This window comes from Dyadobacter sp. CY312 (genome assembly GCF_021390535.1).
Taxonomy (GTDB): domain Bacteria; phylum Bacteroidota; class Bacteroidia; order Cytophagales; family Spirosomataceae; genus Dyadobacter.
On record NZ_JAJUXG010000003.1, the window covers coordinates 350,773 to 367,816 of the forward strand.

The 17,044-nt window shown below is 43.0% G+C and carries 19 protein-coding genes; 13 read left to right on the forward strand and 6 right to left on the reverse strand.

All coding sequences use genetic code 11. The features are described 5' to 3' along the window. Positions 1-60: 60 nt before the first annotated feature. Both mltG and LZG71_RS05625 read right to left on the reverse strand, forming a co-directional pair. The gene (mltG, locus tag LZG71_RS05620; protein ID WP_233817863.1) at positions 61-1,098 is read right to left on the reverse strand and encodes an endolytic transglycosylase MltG; all 1,038 of its coding nucleotides are present in this window, start codon (positions 1,096-1,098) and stop codon (positions 61-63) included. Between the two features lie 58 nt (positions 1,099-1,156). Continuing rightward, on the reverse strand, positions 1,157-2,236 hold the full coding sequence (locus LZG71_RS05625) for an Ldh family oxidoreductase (protein ID WP_233817865.1): 1,080 nt from the start codon (positions 2,234-2,236) through the stop codon (positions 1,157-1,159). A 242-nt stretch (positions 2,237-2,478) separates the two neighbouring features. Between LZG71_RS05625 and LZG71_RS05630 the strand changes: the two genes are divergently transcribed. From LZG71_RS05630 to LZG71_RS05655, 6 genes are all read left to right on the forward strand, one after another. Beyond that, complete coding sequence (locus tag LZG71_RS05630; protein ID WP_233817867.1) at positions 2,479-3,114, forward strand: DUF502 domain-containing protein; 636 nt, start codon at positions 2,479-2,481, stop codon at positions 3,112-3,114. A 74-nt stretch (positions 3,115-3,188) separates the two neighbouring features. Then, on the forward strand, positions 3,189-3,803 hold the full coding sequence (locus LZG71_RS05635; RefSeq protein ID WP_233817869.1) for a hypothetical protein: 615 nt from the start codon (positions 3,189-3,191) through the stop codon (positions 3,801-3,803). Positions 3,804-3,867: 64 nt separating this feature from the next. Then, entirely contained in the window at positions 3,868-5,100 is a 1,233-nt protein-coding gene (locus LZG71_RS05640) for a 3-phosphoshikimate 1-carboxyvinyltransferase (protein ID WP_233817871.1), read from the forward strand. A 94-nt stretch (positions 5,101-5,194) separates the two neighbouring features. After that, entirely contained in the window at positions 5,195-6,787 is a 1,593-nt protein-coding gene (locus LZG71_RS05645; protein WP_233817873.1) for an FMN-binding glutamate synthase family protein, read from the forward strand. Positions 6,788-6,821: 34 nt separating this feature from the next. Continuing rightward, on the forward strand, positions 6,822-7,517 hold the full coding sequence (locus LZG71_RS05650) for a hypothetical protein (RefSeq protein WP_233817874.1): 696 nt from the start codon (positions 6,822-6,824) through the stop codon (positions 7,515-7,517). Beyond that, a complete protein-coding gene (locus LZG71_RS05655; protein WP_233817876.1) occupies positions 7,514-9,166 on the forward strand; it encodes a S8 family peptidase in 1,653 nt (550 codons plus the stop codon). The genes LZG71_RS05650 and LZG71_RS05655 overlap by 4 nt, the downstream gene beginning before the upstream one ends. On the opposite strand, the gene LZG71_RS05660 is transcribed toward LZG71_RS05655, so the two are convergent. After that, positions 9,156-9,692, reverse strand: a complete 537-nt coding sequence (locus LZG71_RS05660) for an NUDIX hydrolase (RefSeq protein ID WP_233817878.1) — start codon at positions 9,690-9,692, stop codon at positions 9,156-9,158. The genes LZG71_RS05655 and LZG71_RS05660 overlap by 11 nt on opposite strands. A 71-nt stretch (positions 9,693-9,763) precedes the next feature. Here LZG71_RS05660 and LZG71_RS05665 point away from each other — a divergent pair, with 71 nt between their 5' ends. After that, complete coding sequence (locus tag LZG71_RS05665; RefSeq protein WP_233817880.1) at positions 9,764-10,678, forward strand: DUF2911 domain-containing protein; 915 nt, start codon at positions 9,764-9,766, stop codon at positions 10,676-10,678. A 104-nt stretch (positions 10,679-10,782) separates the two neighbouring features. On the opposite strand, the gene LZG71_RS05670 is transcribed toward LZG71_RS05665, so the two are convergent. The 3 genes from LZG71_RS05670 to LZG71_RS05680 form a co-directional block, all read right to left on the reverse strand. Then, complete coding sequence (locus LZG71_RS05670) at positions 10,783-11,391, reverse strand: trimeric intracellular cation channel family protein (RefSeq protein WP_233817882.1); 609 nt, start codon at positions 11,389-11,391, stop codon at positions 10,783-10,785. Between the two features lie 163 nt (positions 11,392-11,554). Next, a complete protein-coding gene (locus LZG71_RS05675) occupies positions 11,555-12,376 on the reverse strand; it encodes a thymidylate synthase (protein WP_233817884.1) in 822 nt (273 codons plus the stop codon). A 173-nt stretch (positions 12,377-12,549) separates the two neighbouring features. Next, positions 12,550-12,978, reverse strand: coding sequence for an OsmC family protein (locus LZG71_RS05680; protein WP_233817886.1), 429 nt, complete (start codon positions 12,976-12,978; stop codon positions 12,550-12,552). A gap of 219 nt (positions 12,979-13,197) precedes the next feature. Here LZG71_RS05680 and LZG71_RS05685 point away from each other — a divergent pair, with 219 nt between their 5' ends. From LZG71_RS05685 to LZG71_RS05710, 6 genes are read left to right on the forward strand one after another with little or no spacing between them, the layout of a single operon-like run. Next, the gene (locus LZG71_RS05685; RefSeq protein ID WP_310587734.1) at positions 13,198-13,455 is read left to right on the forward strand and encodes a 4a-hydroxytetrahydrobiopterin dehydratase; all 258 of its coding nucleotides are present in this window, start codon (positions 13,198-13,200) and stop codon (positions 13,453-13,455) included. Beyond that, positions 13,452-14,153, forward strand: a complete 702-nt coding sequence (gene rsmI, locus LZG71_RS05690; RefSeq protein ID WP_233817890.1) for a 16S rRNA (cytidine(1402)-2'-O)-methyltransferase — start codon at positions 13,452-13,454, stop codon at positions 14,151-14,153. Before LZG71_RS05685 ends, rsmI begins: the two co-directional genes overlap by 4 nt. 21 nt (positions 14,154-14,174) lie before the next feature. Beyond that, positions 14,175-15,398 carry a DUF4105 domain-containing protein gene (locus tag LZG71_RS05695; protein WP_233817892.1) on the forward strand — a complete coding sequence of 408 codons (1,224 nt, stop codon included), beginning with the start codon at positions 14,175-14,177 and terminating at the stop codon, positions 15,396-15,398. Between the two features lie 7 nt (positions 15,399-15,405). Next, on the forward strand, positions 15,406-16,197 hold the full coding sequence (locus LZG71_RS05700; protein ID WP_233817893.1) for an inositol monophosphatase family protein: 792 nt from the start codon (positions 15,406-15,408) through the stop codon (positions 16,195-16,197). Between the two features lie 34 nt (positions 16,198-16,231). Further along, positions 16,232-16,765 carry a YfiT family bacillithiol transferase gene (locus LZG71_RS05705; protein WP_233817895.1) on the forward strand — a complete coding sequence of 178 codons (534 nt, stop codon included), beginning with the start codon at positions 16,232-16,234 and terminating at the stop codon, positions 16,763-16,765. Between the two features lie 20 nt (positions 16,766-16,785). Next, positions 16,786-16,938 (forward strand): FeoB-associated Cys-rich membrane protein, encoded by a 153-nt coding sequence (locus LZG71_RS05710; protein ID WP_233817897.1) that lies wholly within the window; start codon positions 16,786-16,788, stop codon positions 16,936-16,938. The last annotated feature ends 106 nt before the right edge of the window (positions 16,939-17,044 follow it).

Consider the following 17,044-nt stretch of genomic DNA (forward strand, 5'->3'; position numbering starts at 1 on the left):
GAGGCCGACAGACCCTTATCCGGCTCCGCTCCAAAGAAACATTTATTCCTTCGGATTGTATTACTTCATGATTTTTAATCTGTTCAATTCCGCCTGATACATCCGGGCATTGTTCAGGTGATCAGGATATGTTTTGGCAAATGCATGATAACCCGACAAATCCGCTTTTGCACACATGTATAAATAATCATGCTTATCATAATTGAGCACTGCATCCATCGACTTCAAATCCGCCACACGAATTGGGCCCGGAGGCAAACCGATGTTTACATATGTATTATAAGGTGAATTTACCCGAAGCTGCTCGTTTAAAATTCGTTTGATTGCGAAATCCTGCAAGGCAAATTTGATGGTAGGATCGGCTTGCAAAGGCATCGCGGCGTTCAGTCTGTTCATATACAACCCTGCAACTTTCGGCCTTTCATCTGTCTTCCGTGCCTGCTCTTCCTCAACGATAGAAGCAAGAATTGATACCTGTACCGGCGTCAAACCTATTTCCTTTGCTTTTGCCAGTTTTTCATCCGTCCAGTATTTCTTATACTCCGAATGCATGCGGTCAAGGAACTTCTCGGTTCCTGTAGTCCAAAAAACTTCGTAGGTATTTGGAAGGAACATGGAAACAATTGTAAGCGTATCTAAACCATATTTACGGCAAACTTCCGGATCGTTTAAAGCCTTTCTGAAATTATCCTCTCCAAATTCAAAACGACTTCCGATGCGTTTGATCAGGTCTTCCTTCAATCTGATATTGTTGAAAGTTAGCTTCACCGCATCCTGATCACCGGAAATTAGTTTTTTTACAGCTTCATAATTAGTGGTGTTAGGCTTAAAAACATATCGCCCCGGCTTTACCTTTTCGGGATATTTCAAAAATTTCGCCAGAAACCGGAAAGAAATCTGATCGGTAATGACCTCGTGTTTGTTCAAAGAGTCAATCACGCCCTGATATGTGCCGCTTTCAGGAATAAGCAAAGCGAAGCTGGATTGTTTATCTGCCTGAATATTAGGCGTTTTGAAAATCTGCCAGAAGTAAAATGTGAACGTTGTCGTCAGGATCGCCAGTGTGACAAATAATCCTACTTTTAAATTACGAGACATGTTGTTTAGCTTTTAGCTGTCAGCCTTTAACTTTCAGCCGGTTAAATGTTAAATACAATTAAATATTTTTGTCAAAACTAATACTGAAACGCGTAGCCAGTTCTGCTAATGACAATATAACCGGCTCCAAAAGTTCAATCCCTTCTACACTACGCACTGCTTCTATTTCTCTCTCAGGATCACCAGGAATCAAAACTTTTTTCCCCTCAACCGCTTTCGCTCCTCTGAAAGCACCAATCCATTTATCCATATCCTTTTTAAAATCCTCTGCCGGCCTGAAACCATCTATACGCATGGCACCAAGAAAATGCCCGGTACCCAATCCCACACCTTGCTGAGCCGACATGAATCCGGCAGTAGCGAATGGCGGAACCCAGGGACCAAAATTGGCACCGGAAAGCACACCTGAAAAAATATCAACAATAGCACCAAGTCCATAACCTTTATGGCTGCCATGTTCTCTGTCTGAGCCTAATGGCAACAAACCACCACCACTTTTCACAGCGTTGGAATCCGTTGTGTCGTGTCCCTCTGCATCCTGAGCCCAGCCCAGCGGAGCTGGCAAACCTTTTCGCTGCAATATTTCAAATTTCCCATACGCGACAGCCGTAGAGGCAAAATCCGCAACAAATGGCGGCTCATTTAAAGCCGGAACGGCAACTGCAATGGGGTTTGTACCCAGCAATTTATCCAGGGAAAAAGTAGGCGCGACCAGCGGAGCAGCATTGGTCATTGTCATCCCGATCATTTCCTTTTGCAAAGCAAGCATGGCGTGGTAACCGGCAATTCCAAAGTGGTTGGAGTTCCGAACAGAAACCCATCCCGATCCAACCTTTTCAGCCTTTTCCATTGCAATTTCCATCGCTTTGGGAGCTACTACTAGTCCAAGACCGCGGTCTCCGTCCACCACAGCAGTACTTGGCGTTTCGTGAACAATCTTTATATCCGGTGTCGGATTAAGGCGTCCGTTGTCGTACAACCGAACATAACCAGCCAGACGAGCAATTCCGTGGGAATCTACACCACGAAGGTCGGCACTTACCAATACCTCTGATGCCAGTTTAGCTTCTTCAGGACGGCAGCCAATTGCCAAAAATACTTCTTCTGTAAAATGCTTTAAATAACTTGCCTGATACATATATACCTGCTAAATGGAAATGCTTTTGATACTAAAATCGCTGCTATGAATACTTCTTTGAAACCAGCGGGTGCAAATATCCGTATTCCATCTGCACCGTCCAATATTTTCACTTTGCAATTGGACAGAATACTAACTTTTGATTCCCCGGTACGGCACTGAATCGACTCAAAAGCGGTTTAAAACTGTACCTTCGTATAGTCATTAATAAATCTTGTATCATTCGGCATACAAAACTGTAAATGGAAATTAAGAATAGTTTTATAAAACGTATCCTAAGTTATTTTATCCGGGGATTGGTTCTGGTTGCACCGTTGTATGCCACCGCACTCATCATCTGGACTGGTATTGAGTTTCTTGACAATATTATTCCAATACACGTACCCATTTCCGGGAATCAGATGGTTTACCTACCTGGTTTGGGAGGTCTTATCATCGTTGGGGGGATTATTCTGCTGGGTTTTTTCTTCTCCACGTTTGTTCCGCAATCGTTCCTAAAATTTACGGAGAGCATTATGCGGAGAATTCCATTGGTGAGCCTGATCTACTATTCTATCAAAGATCTGATTCTGGCTTTTGTTGGGGACAAAAAGAAATTCAACCAGCCTGTGTTGGTGACGATGTATAAAGACACAGGAATTAAAAAGATTGGATTTATAACACAAACCGACCTTAGCCACCTGAATATACATGATCATGTAGCTGTATACATGCCACTTTCCTACTCACTTTCGGGCGAATTGTTCATTGTTCCGGTTGAAAATCTCACTATGCTGGAAACGAGCTCAACCGACGTAATGAAAATGTTAATTTCGGGTGGTGTGTCGGTCAAAATTTCCAAAGAGGAAACCCACGAAGATGATGACCCATCGAGCTGAATCCGGGCAACATTGCAACGGAATTGCCCGTTTAAAAGAATGATTCCCTATCTTTGAACCATTCTTTTTGATACATGAAACAATACCTTACTATACTCTTTCTTTTTGTCCTTGCTAATTTTCCAGCCTGGTCTCAGGATCAATATGATCCACAAAAAGCACTTTCCAGCGAAGAACTTTTCCTGAAACAAAATAGCAACAACCGGATCATAAGCACACCCGGGCAGAAATACATCATTCTGGATGCATCTCCGGTAATAGGAGGTTTCCACAGATATCGTTTCTTCCCTGGCGATAACATTAAGTTCAGGCTCAATAACGAAACGATACGATTCAACGACATGATCACAGCTGTGAAGGATTCTTCTTTTACAATTGGGATTGTGAATGATGCGCTTGGAAGAATGGATTATCAGGATATTCTTTTAAAAGACATCCGCCTCATGAAAGTATCCCGCCGCATTCCCTTCGTTAGTCAGGCTGCTTATCTGTTACCATTTGCCGGACTGATTTACATCGGAGCTGACTTTTTTAATAAAGGGCTTGACAACAAACGTTTTACTACCGACGGCTCTACCATTGCCGTGGGTGGTGCTTTTATAGCAACCGGTTTTTTCTGCTACAAATTGTCCTTTTCGTCACTGAAAATAAACAACCGCAACAAATTAAAAGTACTTGAAACGTACTGACATACAGTTCGGCTCCAACACTATTTCTCCGATTTTTGCTCCAATAACCTTGTAATATTATAAAGTGAAATCTATTCTTGTCCATCCGCCGCAGCAACCAATACAGTCAGAAATTAAACTGGCTGCATCAAAAAGTGAATGTAACAGAGCTTTGATCATTAACGCTCTTACGGGTTTCAGATCCGAACTTTCGAATATCTCAGAAGCGAGAGATTCGCAAACCATGCTCAGATTGCTGGGTTCTGAGGATTTTGAAGCAGATGTAATTGATGCGGGAACAACCATGCGATTTTTGACTGCATACTTTGCGGTTACCAATCAGAAAAAACGCATGACCGGAACACCTAGAATGTGTGAACGTCCGATTGGAATCCTGGTAGATGCACTACGCATTTTGGGTGCAGATATCCAGTATGAAAAAGTGGAAGGCTATCCTCCGCTGTTGATAAACGGTTTCAATTATTCGGGCAACAATGAATTGACCATGCGCGGCGATGTGAGCAGCCAATATATTTCGGCGCTTTTGCTCATTGCTCCTGCTTTGCCAGCCGGCCTCACCATCAAGCTCGAAGGAGAAGTCGGATCCAGGCCATACATTGAAATGACTTTAAACCAAATGGCAGCATTTGGAATCGATTATCAGGCAAACTGGGAAACCAATGTTATACACATTCCGGCATCAAGGTATAAGGAAGCTCCATATGCCATAGAGTCAGACTGGTCGGGTGCTAGTTACTGGTACAGCATTGTGGCTCTGGCCAACGATGCTGAAGTTGAGCTTCTTGGTCTCAAAAAAGATTCGTTACAGGGAGACAGCGCCATTGCGGAAATTATGAGCCATCTGGGTGTTGAGAGTATTTTCACGGAAAGAGGTGTACTGCTGAGAAAAACACATGCAGCGCCTTCCATCGGCTGGGACTTTACAGCCTGCCCGGATCTGGCTCAAACCGTAGCCGTTTGCTGTGCCCTGAAAGATATCCCGCTTTCTTTAACAGGAATTGAAAGCCTTAAAATAAAGGAAACGGACCGCGTACTTGCCTTACAGCAGGAGTTGAAAAAACTTGGTGCAGAGCTCAAAGAAATTGAAACCAATCATTTATATAGGGTATCGCGCATAGCAGACTTCCCGGAAAGTACGCCGTCGATACACACTTATGATGACCACCGCATGGCGATGGCTTTCGCACCAGTGGGAATGCTTCACCCGATTATTATCGAAGAGCCAGGCGTGGTTGTAAAATCATATCCTGGATATTGGTCTGACCTAGCCAAGGTCACCACCTGGGAAGAATTGTAATAGAAGAATTGTAATACAAGCAGCCCGTCAGGATAATTAAAGGAAACTTTGTTATCTTGACGGGTTCAATTTTTCTTCATCAAGTTAAATCCCAATGGAACCCGCTCTTCATTTTCTTTTTTCTATCCCGTTCTGGGCTTACATCCTCATTTTATTAGTTGCGCTTGCTCTGCGCGATATTTTACAGAAAAAGCATACGATTCAACATAATTTCCCACTCGTCGGGCATTTCAGATACCTGATTGAAAAAATAGGTCCCGAAATACGCCAGTATATTGTTGCCAACAACAGAGAAGAGTTACCTTTCAATCGTCGCCAAAGATCCTGGATATATGCTTCTTCCAAAAAGGAAAACAATTATCAGGGATTTGGTACAGATCAAAATATGCAGGAACCGGGTTACGTGCTCATCAAGCCTGCCATGCTTCCTTACCAACTTCCGGCATCGCATCCGCATCATGTAAGCCAGGGAAAAGATCCTAACCATTACACCATTCCGTCGGCCAAAGTAATTGGTGAACATCATAACAGAAAACGCCTCTATCGTCCGCATTCGGTTATTAATGTGAGCGCCATGAGTTTTGGTTCACTTTCTGCGAGGGCTATTGAATCGCTCAACAAAGGTTCTTTCCAATTTGGAAACTATCACAATACCGGCGAAGGTGGATTATCTCCGTACCACCAATACGGAGCCGATGTGGTTTTCAATATGGGAACTTCCTATTTCGGTGTCCGCGACGACGACGGCAATTTTGTAATGGAGAAATTGGTGCGAATGACAGAAACCAAACCATTTGTACGACTTATCGAACTCAAACTTTCGCAGGGTGCTAAACCAGGAAAAGGCGGAGTACTTCCGGCAAGCAAAATAACCGAAGAAATTGCGGAGATACGCCAGGTACCGATGGGTAAGGATATTGTTTCTCCACCTTATCACAGTGCATTTTCGGGTGTCAGAGGAATGGTGGATTTTATTGAACAAATGGCTGAGCAAACCGGATTACCCATTGGTATTAAATCGGCTGTGGGTAAAACAGACATGTGGGAAGAGCTCGCTGACATTATGGTGGAGACAGGGAAAGGTCCTGATTTCATTACGATAGATGGCGGAGAAGGTGGAACAGGAGCTGCACCTCCATCATTTGCAGACCATGTTTCGTTACCTCTTGTGTTTGCGTTCAGTACGGTTTATAAGATATTCCAAAAGAGAAACCTTACAGACAAAATTACCTTTATCGCTTCAGGCAAACTTGGCTTACCCGCTCAGGCTGTGATGGCGTTTTCAATGGGAGCCGATGTGATTAATGTCGCCCGCGAAGCAATGATGTCGATCGGCTGTATTCAGGCTCAATCCTGCCACACCAACCGTTGCCCAACGGGAATTGCCACCAATAACAAATGGCTGGAAGCAGGTATAGATCCAACACTTAAAAGTGAACGTTTCAAAAATTACATGCAAACGCTGTCGAAAGAAATTATTGAAATCACACATGCGGCTGGGTATGAACATCCTTGTCAGTTTGGCATGAGTGACGTTGATATTTCGATGGGAGACAACAACCGGACTGTACCTCTTGCCGACAATTATGGTTATTTAAAATCAATCGTGCCCTATTCAGGTATCGATTCATTGCTTGATTGCAGCCATTTGGGAGGAAATAAGACCCGGGTCAAAGCTTCTGCTTAAAATGATTTGAGTGTACTTCTTTGTTTTTTAAGCCATGAAAGTCACCATCAAATTTTTGCAAAAGGTACAAATTGCACTTCTTATTCTTTTCGTGTTTTCCTGCTCGTCAGATCAGGAAAACGCGCCACCAGATACTTCCTATTTCCCGTTAGCGGTGGGAAGTGAATCCGTATTTGAGGTTGAAAGGATAAACTATTCATTGAGCGAAACTCCGACAAACAAAAAAATTAACCTTCGACAGACAATCACAAATTCTTTTACAGACCTTAACGGGAATCTGGCATATAAAATAGAATTTGAAGTTAATACCAGACAAAACCAATGGAGACAAGATTCTGTTAGCATTTTGTGGCGTGGTTTAGACAAAGCATATATACAGGAAAACGGGCAGACAGTTGTAAAAATGATTTTCCCGTTGGCAGATGGAACTGCATGGAACGGAAATGACTACAACACATTACCCGAAACTATTTTTCGTTGTACTGCTAAAAATAAACCTCTCACGATCGGCTCAATTCACTATCCAAACACAGTTACTATAATCCGACAGGACGATTCCACACTTTTGTCCAGAAACAAGTATATAGAGATGTATGCAGCAGAGATTGGACTCATAAGTACGGAGAAGGTGTTTGTCAAATATTGTAACACACCGGATTGTATTGGAAAAGGGATTATCAATTCGGGGTATAAAGAGATCAGCGTATTAAAAACTTACATTAAAAAATGACAAGATATCTATCACTCATTTTCTTGTGCTCGTTGTTTGTAACAGTGGCTTCCGCACAAAACAATCCGCGATATCTGGTTCTGTTTAAAGACAAAACAGGCTCTCCCTATTCCATTTCCAAACCAACCGAATTCGTATCTGAACGGTCCGTGCTGAGAAGAACACGTCAGAACATTCCTTTCACTACAAATGATCTTCCGGTGAATCCGGCTTACAATGCGGCTATTACACAGACAGGTGCAAAACTCATTTATTCTTCACGCTGGTTTAACGGGTCTCTCGTTGAGGCTTCCGCAGATCAATTGGAACAAATAAAAAAATTGCCCTTTTATCGTGGAATAGAATTGAATTTACCCGTCGCTAACCTCACATCAGCATCACCTGGTATATTCCGGACGGAAGCCGTACAGGATAAATTGGGCACTTACGAAGACCTGGATTATGGGCGAATGAACAGCCAGCTTGCGCTTATGGAAGCAAGCCAGTTACACGACAAAGGATTTCAAGGTCAAAATATGCTTATTGCTGTTCTTGATAATGGTTTTCTGAACGGCAACAATGTTAGTTTCCTCAAATCAATGTATGATGAAAAAAGGCTGGTAGACTCTCACGATTTCGTAGCGCGGGACGGGAATGTGTACAACGACGGTTCGCATGGTTTGCATGTTCTTTCCACCATAGCGGCATACGTTCCATCTACCATGATCGGTGCAGCTTTCAAAGCTGCATTTGCGCTGTATCGTACCGAAAATGATCTGGAAGAATCACCTTATGAAGAAGTTACCTGGCTGCTTGCCGCGGAAAGAGCCGACAGTCTTGGTGCTGATATTATCAATTCATCGTTAGGCTACCGCACGTTTGCAAGGGAGTTCAATACCCCTGCTTACAATTACACGCGTGCGCAAATGGATGGTAAGACGACGATTATCAGCCGTGCAGCCCGTTACGCTACTCGTACGGGAATGCTTGTAGTAAATGCAGCAGGAAACGAAGGTAGTGCCGGGTTATCCGCCCCGGCGGATGTAGATTCAGTTTTAACAGTGGGCGGAACTGCATTGGATCTTAGCCCCTATACAAATACCTCCGTTGGACCTAACGCCATCAACCAAATGAAACCTGATGTGGCTGCGGTAGGCCAGGGAGCTGTGATTGGAAACACAGCAGGTAATGTAGCAACCAGTAACGGAACATCGTTTGCGTCACCACTCATTGCCGGTCTAAGTGCTATTCTGTGGCAGGCCTATCCCCGCCTTACGGCTCAACAACTTATATATGTATTAAAAAAATCGGGACATCAGGCCGCTAATCCTAACAATATTTTGGGATATGGCGTACCCAGAATAAGTGTTGCGGAACACATTATTCAGGAGGAATTCCAACCGTTGGGAACTGAAAAAGATATACTTTCTAACCTTACTCTATCTCCAAATCCGACGGAAGGAGTACTTTTTTTAACAGTGCCGGAATCATTGGTTGGCAAAAAAGCTTCCCTGAAAATATATCAGGTGAACGGAAGCCTTATCTCACAGCAGGAAACAAGACTTTCCGCCAAAACCAGCATAGCTACCAGTAGCTTAAACTCCGGACTCTACATTCTAAAAACCAGTGTTGATTCCCGCGAACGGACACTAAAATTTATTAAAAAATAGCCTTTCTGGCCATTCTCATAATAGACTCCGAATTGTTGTAATCCTGAACCTTTGACAGCGAAATCCAACGCAGATCCCTGGATTCGGAATTGATGACCAATTCTGTTTGCGCATCAGCTTTGAACAAAAACCGCACATCGTAATGGTAGTGCGCAGCATCTTTGCTATTGGCAGGAATAAGGTGTATATCCACATCAAAAATGCCTTCATTTGCCAGTCTAAAATTCAATAGCCCTGTTTCTTCCTCAACTTCCTTCCGTGCAACGGCCAGTACATCCGGATCTCCGTCGCAATGTCCGCCCGGCTGAAACCAGCGATTCAGCTTTCTGTGATGCATCAATAACACCTGATCGCCCGTCTCAGAAACAATCCAACCGGAAGCTGTAACATGGCCAGGCGCGAAAGTTCTCTCAAAACAATCCTTATTAGTGGCAACAAAATTTTTCATTTCAGTAAGCATTTCCGCCTCTTCCACGTCGGTGGTATTGTAGGCGTCAAGCAGCGACAGTAAACTGTTTCGGTTCATCGTAGGCTATCTAAACTTTTCATTCTAATTTCGCTGCAAGTTTAAAAATAATACACAAACCACCTGTTAAAATGAAAAAGTATCTATTATCAATTTCTTTGGCCATTGCTGTTGCAACTGTATCCATGGCTCAGCGCACACCACAAGCAAGCACTGCGGCTGGCGTCATGCAGACTGTCGGAGTGACTGATTTCACCGTGAAATATTCCCGTCCAAATATAAAAGGCCGTTCTATATTCGCAGACAGTTCTACGCTTGCTCCTTATAATCAAATCTGGCGCACAGGAGCCAACATGGCCACTACACTCGAATCAAGCACTGACTTTTCATTCGGTGGCAAAAAAGTTGCAGCTGGAAAATATGCATTGTTTTCTATCCCTTCGGGCTCTGCCTGGGCAGTCATTTTGAATAAGAATTTCAACCAGGGAGGAACGGATAATTACAAGGAGACAGAAGATGTAGCACGCATTATGGTTGTCCCTACATCGTCAGATTTTACGGAATCCTTTTCGATCGACTTTTCAAACATTTCGGACAGCACAGCTTACTTGAATATCAACTGGGCATCTGTTAAAGTTCCGGTACAAATTAGCATTGACACGGACCAACTTACCATGGCTGGTTTGAACAAAGCCGTTGCTGAGAAACCAGAAGACGTTGCTACATTACAAAGCACAGCAGGTTACCTGCTTGGTAAAGGAAAAGATTTGTCGCAGGCACTTTCTATGGCTGACAAAGCGATTGGCATAAAAGAGACTTTCTCAAACCTATGGCTGAAAGCACAGATTTTGTCCAAGCTTGGAAAAGTTGCAGAAGCAATACCTGTTGCACAAAAAGCACTGACAGTTGGAGCTGCATCTGGTGACGGTGCATTTGCAAGCTTTTACAAAGGACAAATTGAAAATGGTATTAAAAGTATGACAGCCAAATTGCCAGCTGTAAAAGAAGCTGCTTCGGCAATTAAAGGAAAGAAGAAGAAAAAATAAGTATTTGCTCTAAGAATTTACAGAGTGGCCGCTTCGATTGGAGCGGCTATTTTTGTTTAAGACGAATTGCAAACAAAATTAAGATTTGGCAATTGAATTCATCACTACCTGAAAAACCGCGGAACAGTCCACTCGTAACGAACAGCCAGTACCCTGATCAAAATGATCAATAATGAAGCTGTAATAAATGCAAAGTTCCTTTCTGCTCCGAATTTATCGAGAATCAGATAACAGCAAGCTCCTGCAAAACAGGCCGTTGCATATACCTCTTTGCGGTAAATAATTGGTATTTCGTTGGTCATTACATCCCGAATCACCCCACCCATAATGGCCGAGAAGATGCCCATAATTGCGGCAATTTCTGGTCTTACCCCCAGGTTCAATGCCTTTTCTGTACCTACAATTGTAAACAAGGCAATACCGCAGGTATCGAAAAGAAAAAGTGTTTTTCGGAGATTGAGAAGAAATTTATAAAAAACGAAGGTTACCAAAATCCCTGCCATGATGGCGTATATGATGGTGATGTCGCTAATCCAAACGAGTGGATAACTATCCAGCAAAATATCACGCAATGTACCACCACCGATTGAAGAAATAAAAGCAGTAAAACTAGCCCCAAACCAATCCTGATGCTTCTGGTCTTTCATAGCCAAAGCACCGGAAATGGCAAAAGCAAAGGTTCCGATAATTTCTAAAATGTATTGGATACTCATGAAAAAAATAAAGAATTAGGAATTAAAAATGAAGTGTTATTAATAGAGAAAAATAACTCTTCTAACTTCAAATCCCTATATCATAACTCCTTAACTACTGACTTCTTAATCGCACCGGCGACCCGATCCTCATTCTTAATTCTTAATTCTTAATTCCCTTACCCTAAACCGCTACCGGCGCCTTAATTCCCGGCCATGGATTGTAATTTTGAAGCTCGAAATCTTCGAATTTGAAGTCAAATACGCTCTTAATGTCGGGATTGATTGCCATTGTAGGAAGCGGACGGAACTCTCGGCTTAGCTGCAATTCAACCTGTTCCAAATGGTTGCTGTAAATATGCGTATCACCGCCAGTCCATACAAAATCGCCAAGATCCAGATCGCATTCCTGAGCGATCATCATCGTTAGCAAAGCATAACTGGCAATGTTAAAAGGAACACCCAGGAAAACGTCAGCGCTGCGTTGATACAACTGACAGGATAATTTGCCACGCGTTTCACCCGCTTCCTCATCCGGAGGAGCCACATAAAACTGAAACAAAGCATGACAAGGCTGCAATTTCATTTTCGAAAGCTCAGTCGGGTTCCAGGCTGAAACCATTATTCGTCTCGAATCCGGCGTATTTTTAAGCAGTTTTAATACCTCCTGCAACTGATCCACAGATTTGCCGTCGATGCCTTCCCAGCTTCTCCATTGTTTGCCATATACAGGTCCCAGGTCGCCATTTTCATCCGCCCATTCATCCCAGATCGACACACCGTTGTCTTTCAGATATTTAATGTTTGTATCTCCTTTCAGGAACCAGAGCAACTCGTATATGATCGATTTGGTATGAACCTTTTTGGTTGTAACAAGCGGAAATCCATCTTTGAGATTAAACCGCATCTGATAGCCAAAAACGCTGATTGTACCCGTGCCGGTACGATCAGTCTTCTTCACTCCGTTTGCAAGAATGTGGCGTAATAAATCGTGATATTGTTGCATTGGTATTTAAATTCCGGTATTTAGTCGTAAGAGTTTTTAATTACACAGAGGTTCACAGAGAAGTTTAGGAGTTTCACTGAGTAGTCCTTTTATGTCAAAGAATGACAAAAAACAGCCCATGTCCTTGCGTCATCTTTGCGTCCATTGCGGTTAATTTACTGGTAAGCGCTGTCTTAAACTGATGCAATTTCAACGCTGTGCGTTATGGTTGCCAATGCTTCCAGCTGGGCAGTCGCCGAGCAGTATTTTTCCATCGAAAGTGCTATGGCTCGGTTGATCTTGTTTTCATCAAGCTGGTTTCCTGCAAACTTGAAAGTGAGGTGGATATTTCTGAAAGGCGAACGTTTTGTTCCTTCCTCTTCTACCCTGTCGCCGTCTGCCACGATTCTGAAATCCGTTATTTCCTGTTTTTGTTTTTTCAGGATCAAGACCACGTCGATCGCACTGCAGCTCGCAAGACCCATCAGTAAAAGTTCCATTGGTCTCACACCCTGATTGGTTCCACCGATTTCCGGAGATCCGTCGGTATGTACTTTTATTTCCGAAGAACCGCTTCCCTCAAAATGAAAAGCATCATCCACACGTACTATTTCAATTTTCATATTTATCTGGTAAATAAAATCTTAAAATGATCAATTCCGGACTGTTAATATTTTATTCTCAGCAAAGCCCGCACGCGCTAAGTAACCTTATAATGTATATGACCGAATCAAAGTTCAAATATACTTGATCATGGATTAGGCCACGGCATAATTTAAAAACAAGTTTTATCCTTGTATCTTCGTTCGATAATGCTTTGCTGACCACAGCAATTAAATTCCATCCTAAATTTCCTGATCATGTGGAAAGAAGAAGATAACAAACTGAAAAGAAGTTTCACATTCGGAGACTTTAAAGAAGCATTTGCCTTTATGACAAAAGTTGCAGCAGTAGTGGATGAAATGGATCACCACCCATTTTGGACCAATACCTACAACAAAGTTAGCATTGAGCTCAATACGCATGATGCCGGCAACATAGTGACAGAAAAAGACAGAAAACTAGCCACCTCAATAGATCAGATTTTCGAACAAAAATGAAGCTTTTTATAGTACCAACTCCAATCGGAAATCTTGAAGATATCACGCTCCGTGCCATTAATGTGTTGAAAACTGTGGACGTTGTTCTTGCTGAGGATACACGTACTTCGGGTAACCTTTTAAAACACCTCGGAATAAGCAAACCTTTACAGAGTTACCATATTCACAACGAACACCAGACGGTGACTCGGGTTATTGAGCGGATTTTAAAAGGTGAAACCATGGCACTGGTGTCCGACGCGGGTACACCGGCAGTTTCCGATCCGGGTTTTTTATTGGTAAGAGAATGTATCAAATACGGCATCACAATAGAATGTCTGCCCGGCCCAACGGCATTTGTACCAGCACTGGTTAACTCTGGCCTACCCAGCGACAGATTTACTTTCGAAGGTTTTTTACCTCATAAAAAAGGGCGGCAAACCCGTCTGCAAAATCTTGTAAACGAAGAGCGGACGATGATTTTCTACGAATCGCCCCACCGTTTAGTGAAGTCTTTAACGCAGTTTGCGGAATACTTCGGACCCGACCGCCAGGTTTCAGTTTCACGCGAACTCACAAAGATTTTTGAAGAAAATATCCGCGGAACCGTTACGGAGGTTTTGGCCTACTTTTCTGCAAAAACGATTAAAGGTGAAATTGTGATCATCGTTGGCGGAAAAAACAGTGGAGCAAAATCAAACGACGATTCTGAGGACTAACACGTTATGTTATCAACATTTATGAACATTAATTTAAAATCCCTCTTTTTGACTGCCAGGAGTTATAATATGAAGCCACTCACTCTTGTCCTGTTTTGCTTGCTGCTAATTTCTGGTAAAGTTTCAGCACAGTTTGGAACACTAAGTCCGGAAGCTAAAATCAGTCTCATCACCGTTGCCCCCGGAAACGAACTTTACTCTGGGTTTGGCCATAGTGTACTCTGGGTTTCGGACCCAATGCAAGGATTGGACAGGGCTTACAATTACGGTACTTTCAGTTTTGAAACCGGAAATTTCTATGTAAAATTTCTAAGAGGAACGCTGCCGTACTCTCTTTCAGTCGGACCGCTTTATCAGCAGGCAGCTTACTGGCAGGCGGAAAACAGGTCTATCAAGGAAGAAGTTTTAAATTTATCGGCCTCCCAGAAACAAAAGCTCTATAATTTTCTGGAAAACAATTATTTGCCAGAAAACAGATTATATCAGTATAAATTCTTCTTCGACAATTGCTCTACCCGTATGGTTACTGCGCTCAAAGCAGCCTGCGGCGATAGTCTCGAGTTCCCTGGTTATACCCACGAAAAAAGGAGTTTCCGCCAGTGGATTGACAAATACGCTTATAAGCAAAATCCATGGGCTGACTTTGGAATGGACCTTGCAATTGGTGCGCCATCCGACGAAGTTGCAACTGCTGAGCAGGCTACATTTTTACCCGATAACCTGAGTGCGGCTTTCAGGGATTCTAAAATAAAAATAGGCGGGCAAACACTACCACTTGTGGCATCCCAAAAAGACATTTTCGTCGCACAGCCCGTCGATAATGCAGAACTCATTACCCCCATGATTTTCTTCTGGGTTCTGGCTGGTCTGGTTCTTGCTTTCACTTATTGGCAGACAAAAAAGAATAAGGTTGACTTTACGCTGGATAAAATATTATTTGGTTTTGCAGGAGTTATTGGCTGGTTTATCCTTTTACTGTGGTTCGGTACCAACCATGGCGTAACGGCTTTTAACTATGATATCCTGTGGGCGTTTCCACTCTGGATGCCATTGATATTCTTTATTTCGCCAAACAAAAAACCATCCTGGTTTCAGTTTCTATTGATATTTTATGGATTTCTTTTACTTTGTGCAACCGGAAATCTTTTAAAACATAACCTTGTCGTTATTCCAATACTACTGATACTGATCATCAGGGTGTATTACATGAATAACTCACTTTCTAAAATCCCGCAAAACGGATAATTGACGCATGAATCTTGAATTGCTGACCCAACAAACCATAGAGATCGTTAGAAAAGCGTCCGCTTTTATACAGATGGAAGCAGCACTTTTTTCCCGTGACAAAATTGAATACAAAGACCTGAACAACCTGGTTTCTTATGTAGACAAGGAAGCAGAAAAGTTGTTGGTGGCGGGTCTCAGTAAAATTTTACCCGAAGCAAGTTACATCACCGAAGAAGGCACAACCGGACAAGAACCTGATCCCGAAGCACTAAACTGGATCATTGATCCTTTGGACGGCACTACCAACTTCATACACGGAATTCCGGTTTATTGTGTGAGCGTGGGCCTGGCAAGAGGCAAAGACTTGCTGCTCGGTGTAATTCATCAGCCTAATATGGATGAGATGTTTTATGCCTGGAAAGATGGCGGAGCATGGTGTAACGGCAAGAAATTGCAGGTATCTACGACTCCGCTTTTACAGGAAAGCCTTATTGCAACCGGTTTCCCTTATTATAAATTTGAAAAGCAAAAGCGTTACATGCACATACTGGAATTGCTGATGCGTAAAACACATGGAATCAGAAGAATGGGCGCAGCAGCGGTTGACCTTGCTTATGTAGCCGCCGGAAGATTCGACGGTTTTTACGAGTACAATCTCAATTCCTGGGATATGGCAGCCGGCGTATTGCTCATCAAAGAAGCGGGCGGTACGGTTACGGATTTTAACGGTGGCGACAATTACCTTTTTGGAGGTGATATTATTGCAGCTGCCGGAGCGCACCAGGAACTGGTTGAAGTTATACGAGCCAATTTCTAAATTCACCATCACAAATTACCAAAGAATTATCACCATGGAACTGGAAAAACTAAAATACCCGATAGGACAATTCAACGCTCAGAGTAGCTACACTCCGGCTGAGATAAAAACCAATATTCAGATCATTAGCGCGTTGCCTTCAAAGTTCATTAATTTGATGGGTGGCTGGGATGAAGATAAATTTAGTACGCCATATCGTCCGGATGGATGGACAGTGCGCCAGCTTGTACACCACGTTGCTGACAGCCATATTAATGCATATACGAGATTTCGGCTTGCGCTAACCGAGGATAACCCTACCGTTAAACCTTACAACGAAGCTGCCTGGGCAGAGCTCCCTGATGCACAAACCGCACAGGTAGAATTGTCATTACAACTGATCAGATACGTACATCTTCGCTGGGTTTTATTATTAAATTCCATGAATGACGCGGATTTGGCGCGGACTTACTACCATCCCGGAAATAATGAAACAGTGAGACTGGATACAGTTATTGCGAATTATGCATGGCATAGCGAACACCATTACCAGCATGCATTTCAGCTGGCTGCACGGAACAATTGGTAGTAGCCTGCTGTTTCTAACTTATGGCAACACAAGAAATTATCGTCCTGGTTCTTTTCCTGGTATCAGGAGGCTTTATAGGCTGGAAATTCTATAAATCATTCAGCAGCAGAAAAGGCGGCGGATGCGCCAAAGGATGCGGATGCGCGGCGGACAAAGAAGTGTTTAATGGTTAATTGTTAGTGATTAATTTTAATTGACTAAGCCACGATTAATCGCTCTATGCATCCTCAGCTATCGACTCTTCATGATATCCAGCCATACAGCTTGCTGGCAAGGCGA

Excerpts from the sequence above, each read along its gene's own strand:
- LZG71_RS05630 (WP_233817867.1), top strand. The coding sequence starts at position 2,479 with ATGGAAATTAAGAATAGTTTTATAAAACGTATCCTAAGTTATTTTATC.
- mltG (WP_233817863.1), bottom strand. The coding sequence starts at position 1,098 with ATGTCTCGTAATTTAAAAGTAGGATTATTTGTCACACTGGCGATCCTG.
- LZG71_RS05680 (WP_233817886.1), bottom strand. The coding sequence starts at position 12,978 with ATGAAAATTGAAATAGTACGTGTGGATGATGCTTTTCATTTTGAGGGA.
- LZG71_RS05625 (WP_233817865.1), bottom strand. The coding sequence starts at position 2,236 with ATGTATCAGGCAAGTTATTTAAAGCATTTTACAGAAGAAGTATTTTTG.
- LZG71_RS05650 (WP_233817874.1), top strand. The coding sequence starts at position 6,822 with ATGAAAGTCACCATCAAATTTTTGCAAAAGGTACAAATTGCACTTCTT.
- LZG71_RS05660 (WP_233817878.1), bottom strand. The coding sequence starts at position 9,692 with ATGAACCGAAACAGTTTACTGTCGCTGCTTGACGCCTACAATACCACC.
- LZG71_RS05705 (WP_233817895.1), top strand. The coding sequence starts at position 16,232 with ATGGAACTGGAAAAACTAAAATACCCGATAGGACAATTCAACGCTCAG.
- LZG71_RS05635 (WP_233817869.1), top strand. The coding sequence starts at position 3,189 with ATGAAACAATACCTTACTATACTCTTTCTTTTTGTCCTTGCTAATTTT.
- rsmI (WP_233817890.1), top strand. The coding sequence starts at position 13,452 with ATGAAGCTTTTTATAGTACCAACTCCAATCGGAAATCTTGAAGATATC.
- LZG71_RS05645 (WP_233817873.1), top strand. The coding sequence starts at position 5,195 with ATGGAACCCGCTCTTCATTTTCTTTTTTCTATCCCGTTCTGGGCTTAC.
- LZG71_RS05700 (WP_233817893.1), top strand. The coding sequence starts at position 15,406 with ATGAATCTTGAATTGCTGACCCAACAAACCATAGAGATCGTTAGAAAA.
- LZG71_RS05675 (WP_233817884.1), bottom strand. The coding sequence starts at position 12,376 with ATGCAACAATATCACGATTTATTACGCCACATTCTTGCAAACGGAGTG.
- LZG71_RS05710 (WP_233817897.1), top strand. The coding sequence starts at position 16,786 with ATGGCAACACAAGAAATTATCGTCCTGGTTCTTTTCCTGGTATCAGGA.
- LZG71_RS05670 (WP_233817882.1), bottom strand. The coding sequence starts at position 11,391 with ATGAGTATCCAATACATTTTAGAAATTATCGGAACCTTTGCTTTTGCC.
- LZG71_RS05655 (WP_233817876.1), top strand. The coding sequence starts at position 7,514 with ATGACAAGATATCTATCACTCATTTTCTTGTGCTCGTTGTTTGTAACA.
- LZG71_RS05665 (WP_233817880.1), top strand. The coding sequence starts at position 9,764 with ATGAAAAAGTATCTATTATCAATTTCTTTGGCCATTGCTGTTGCAACT.
- LZG71_RS05695 (WP_233817892.1), top strand. The coding sequence starts at position 14,175 with ATGAACATTAATTTAAAATCCCTCTTTTTGACTGCCAGGAGTTATAAT.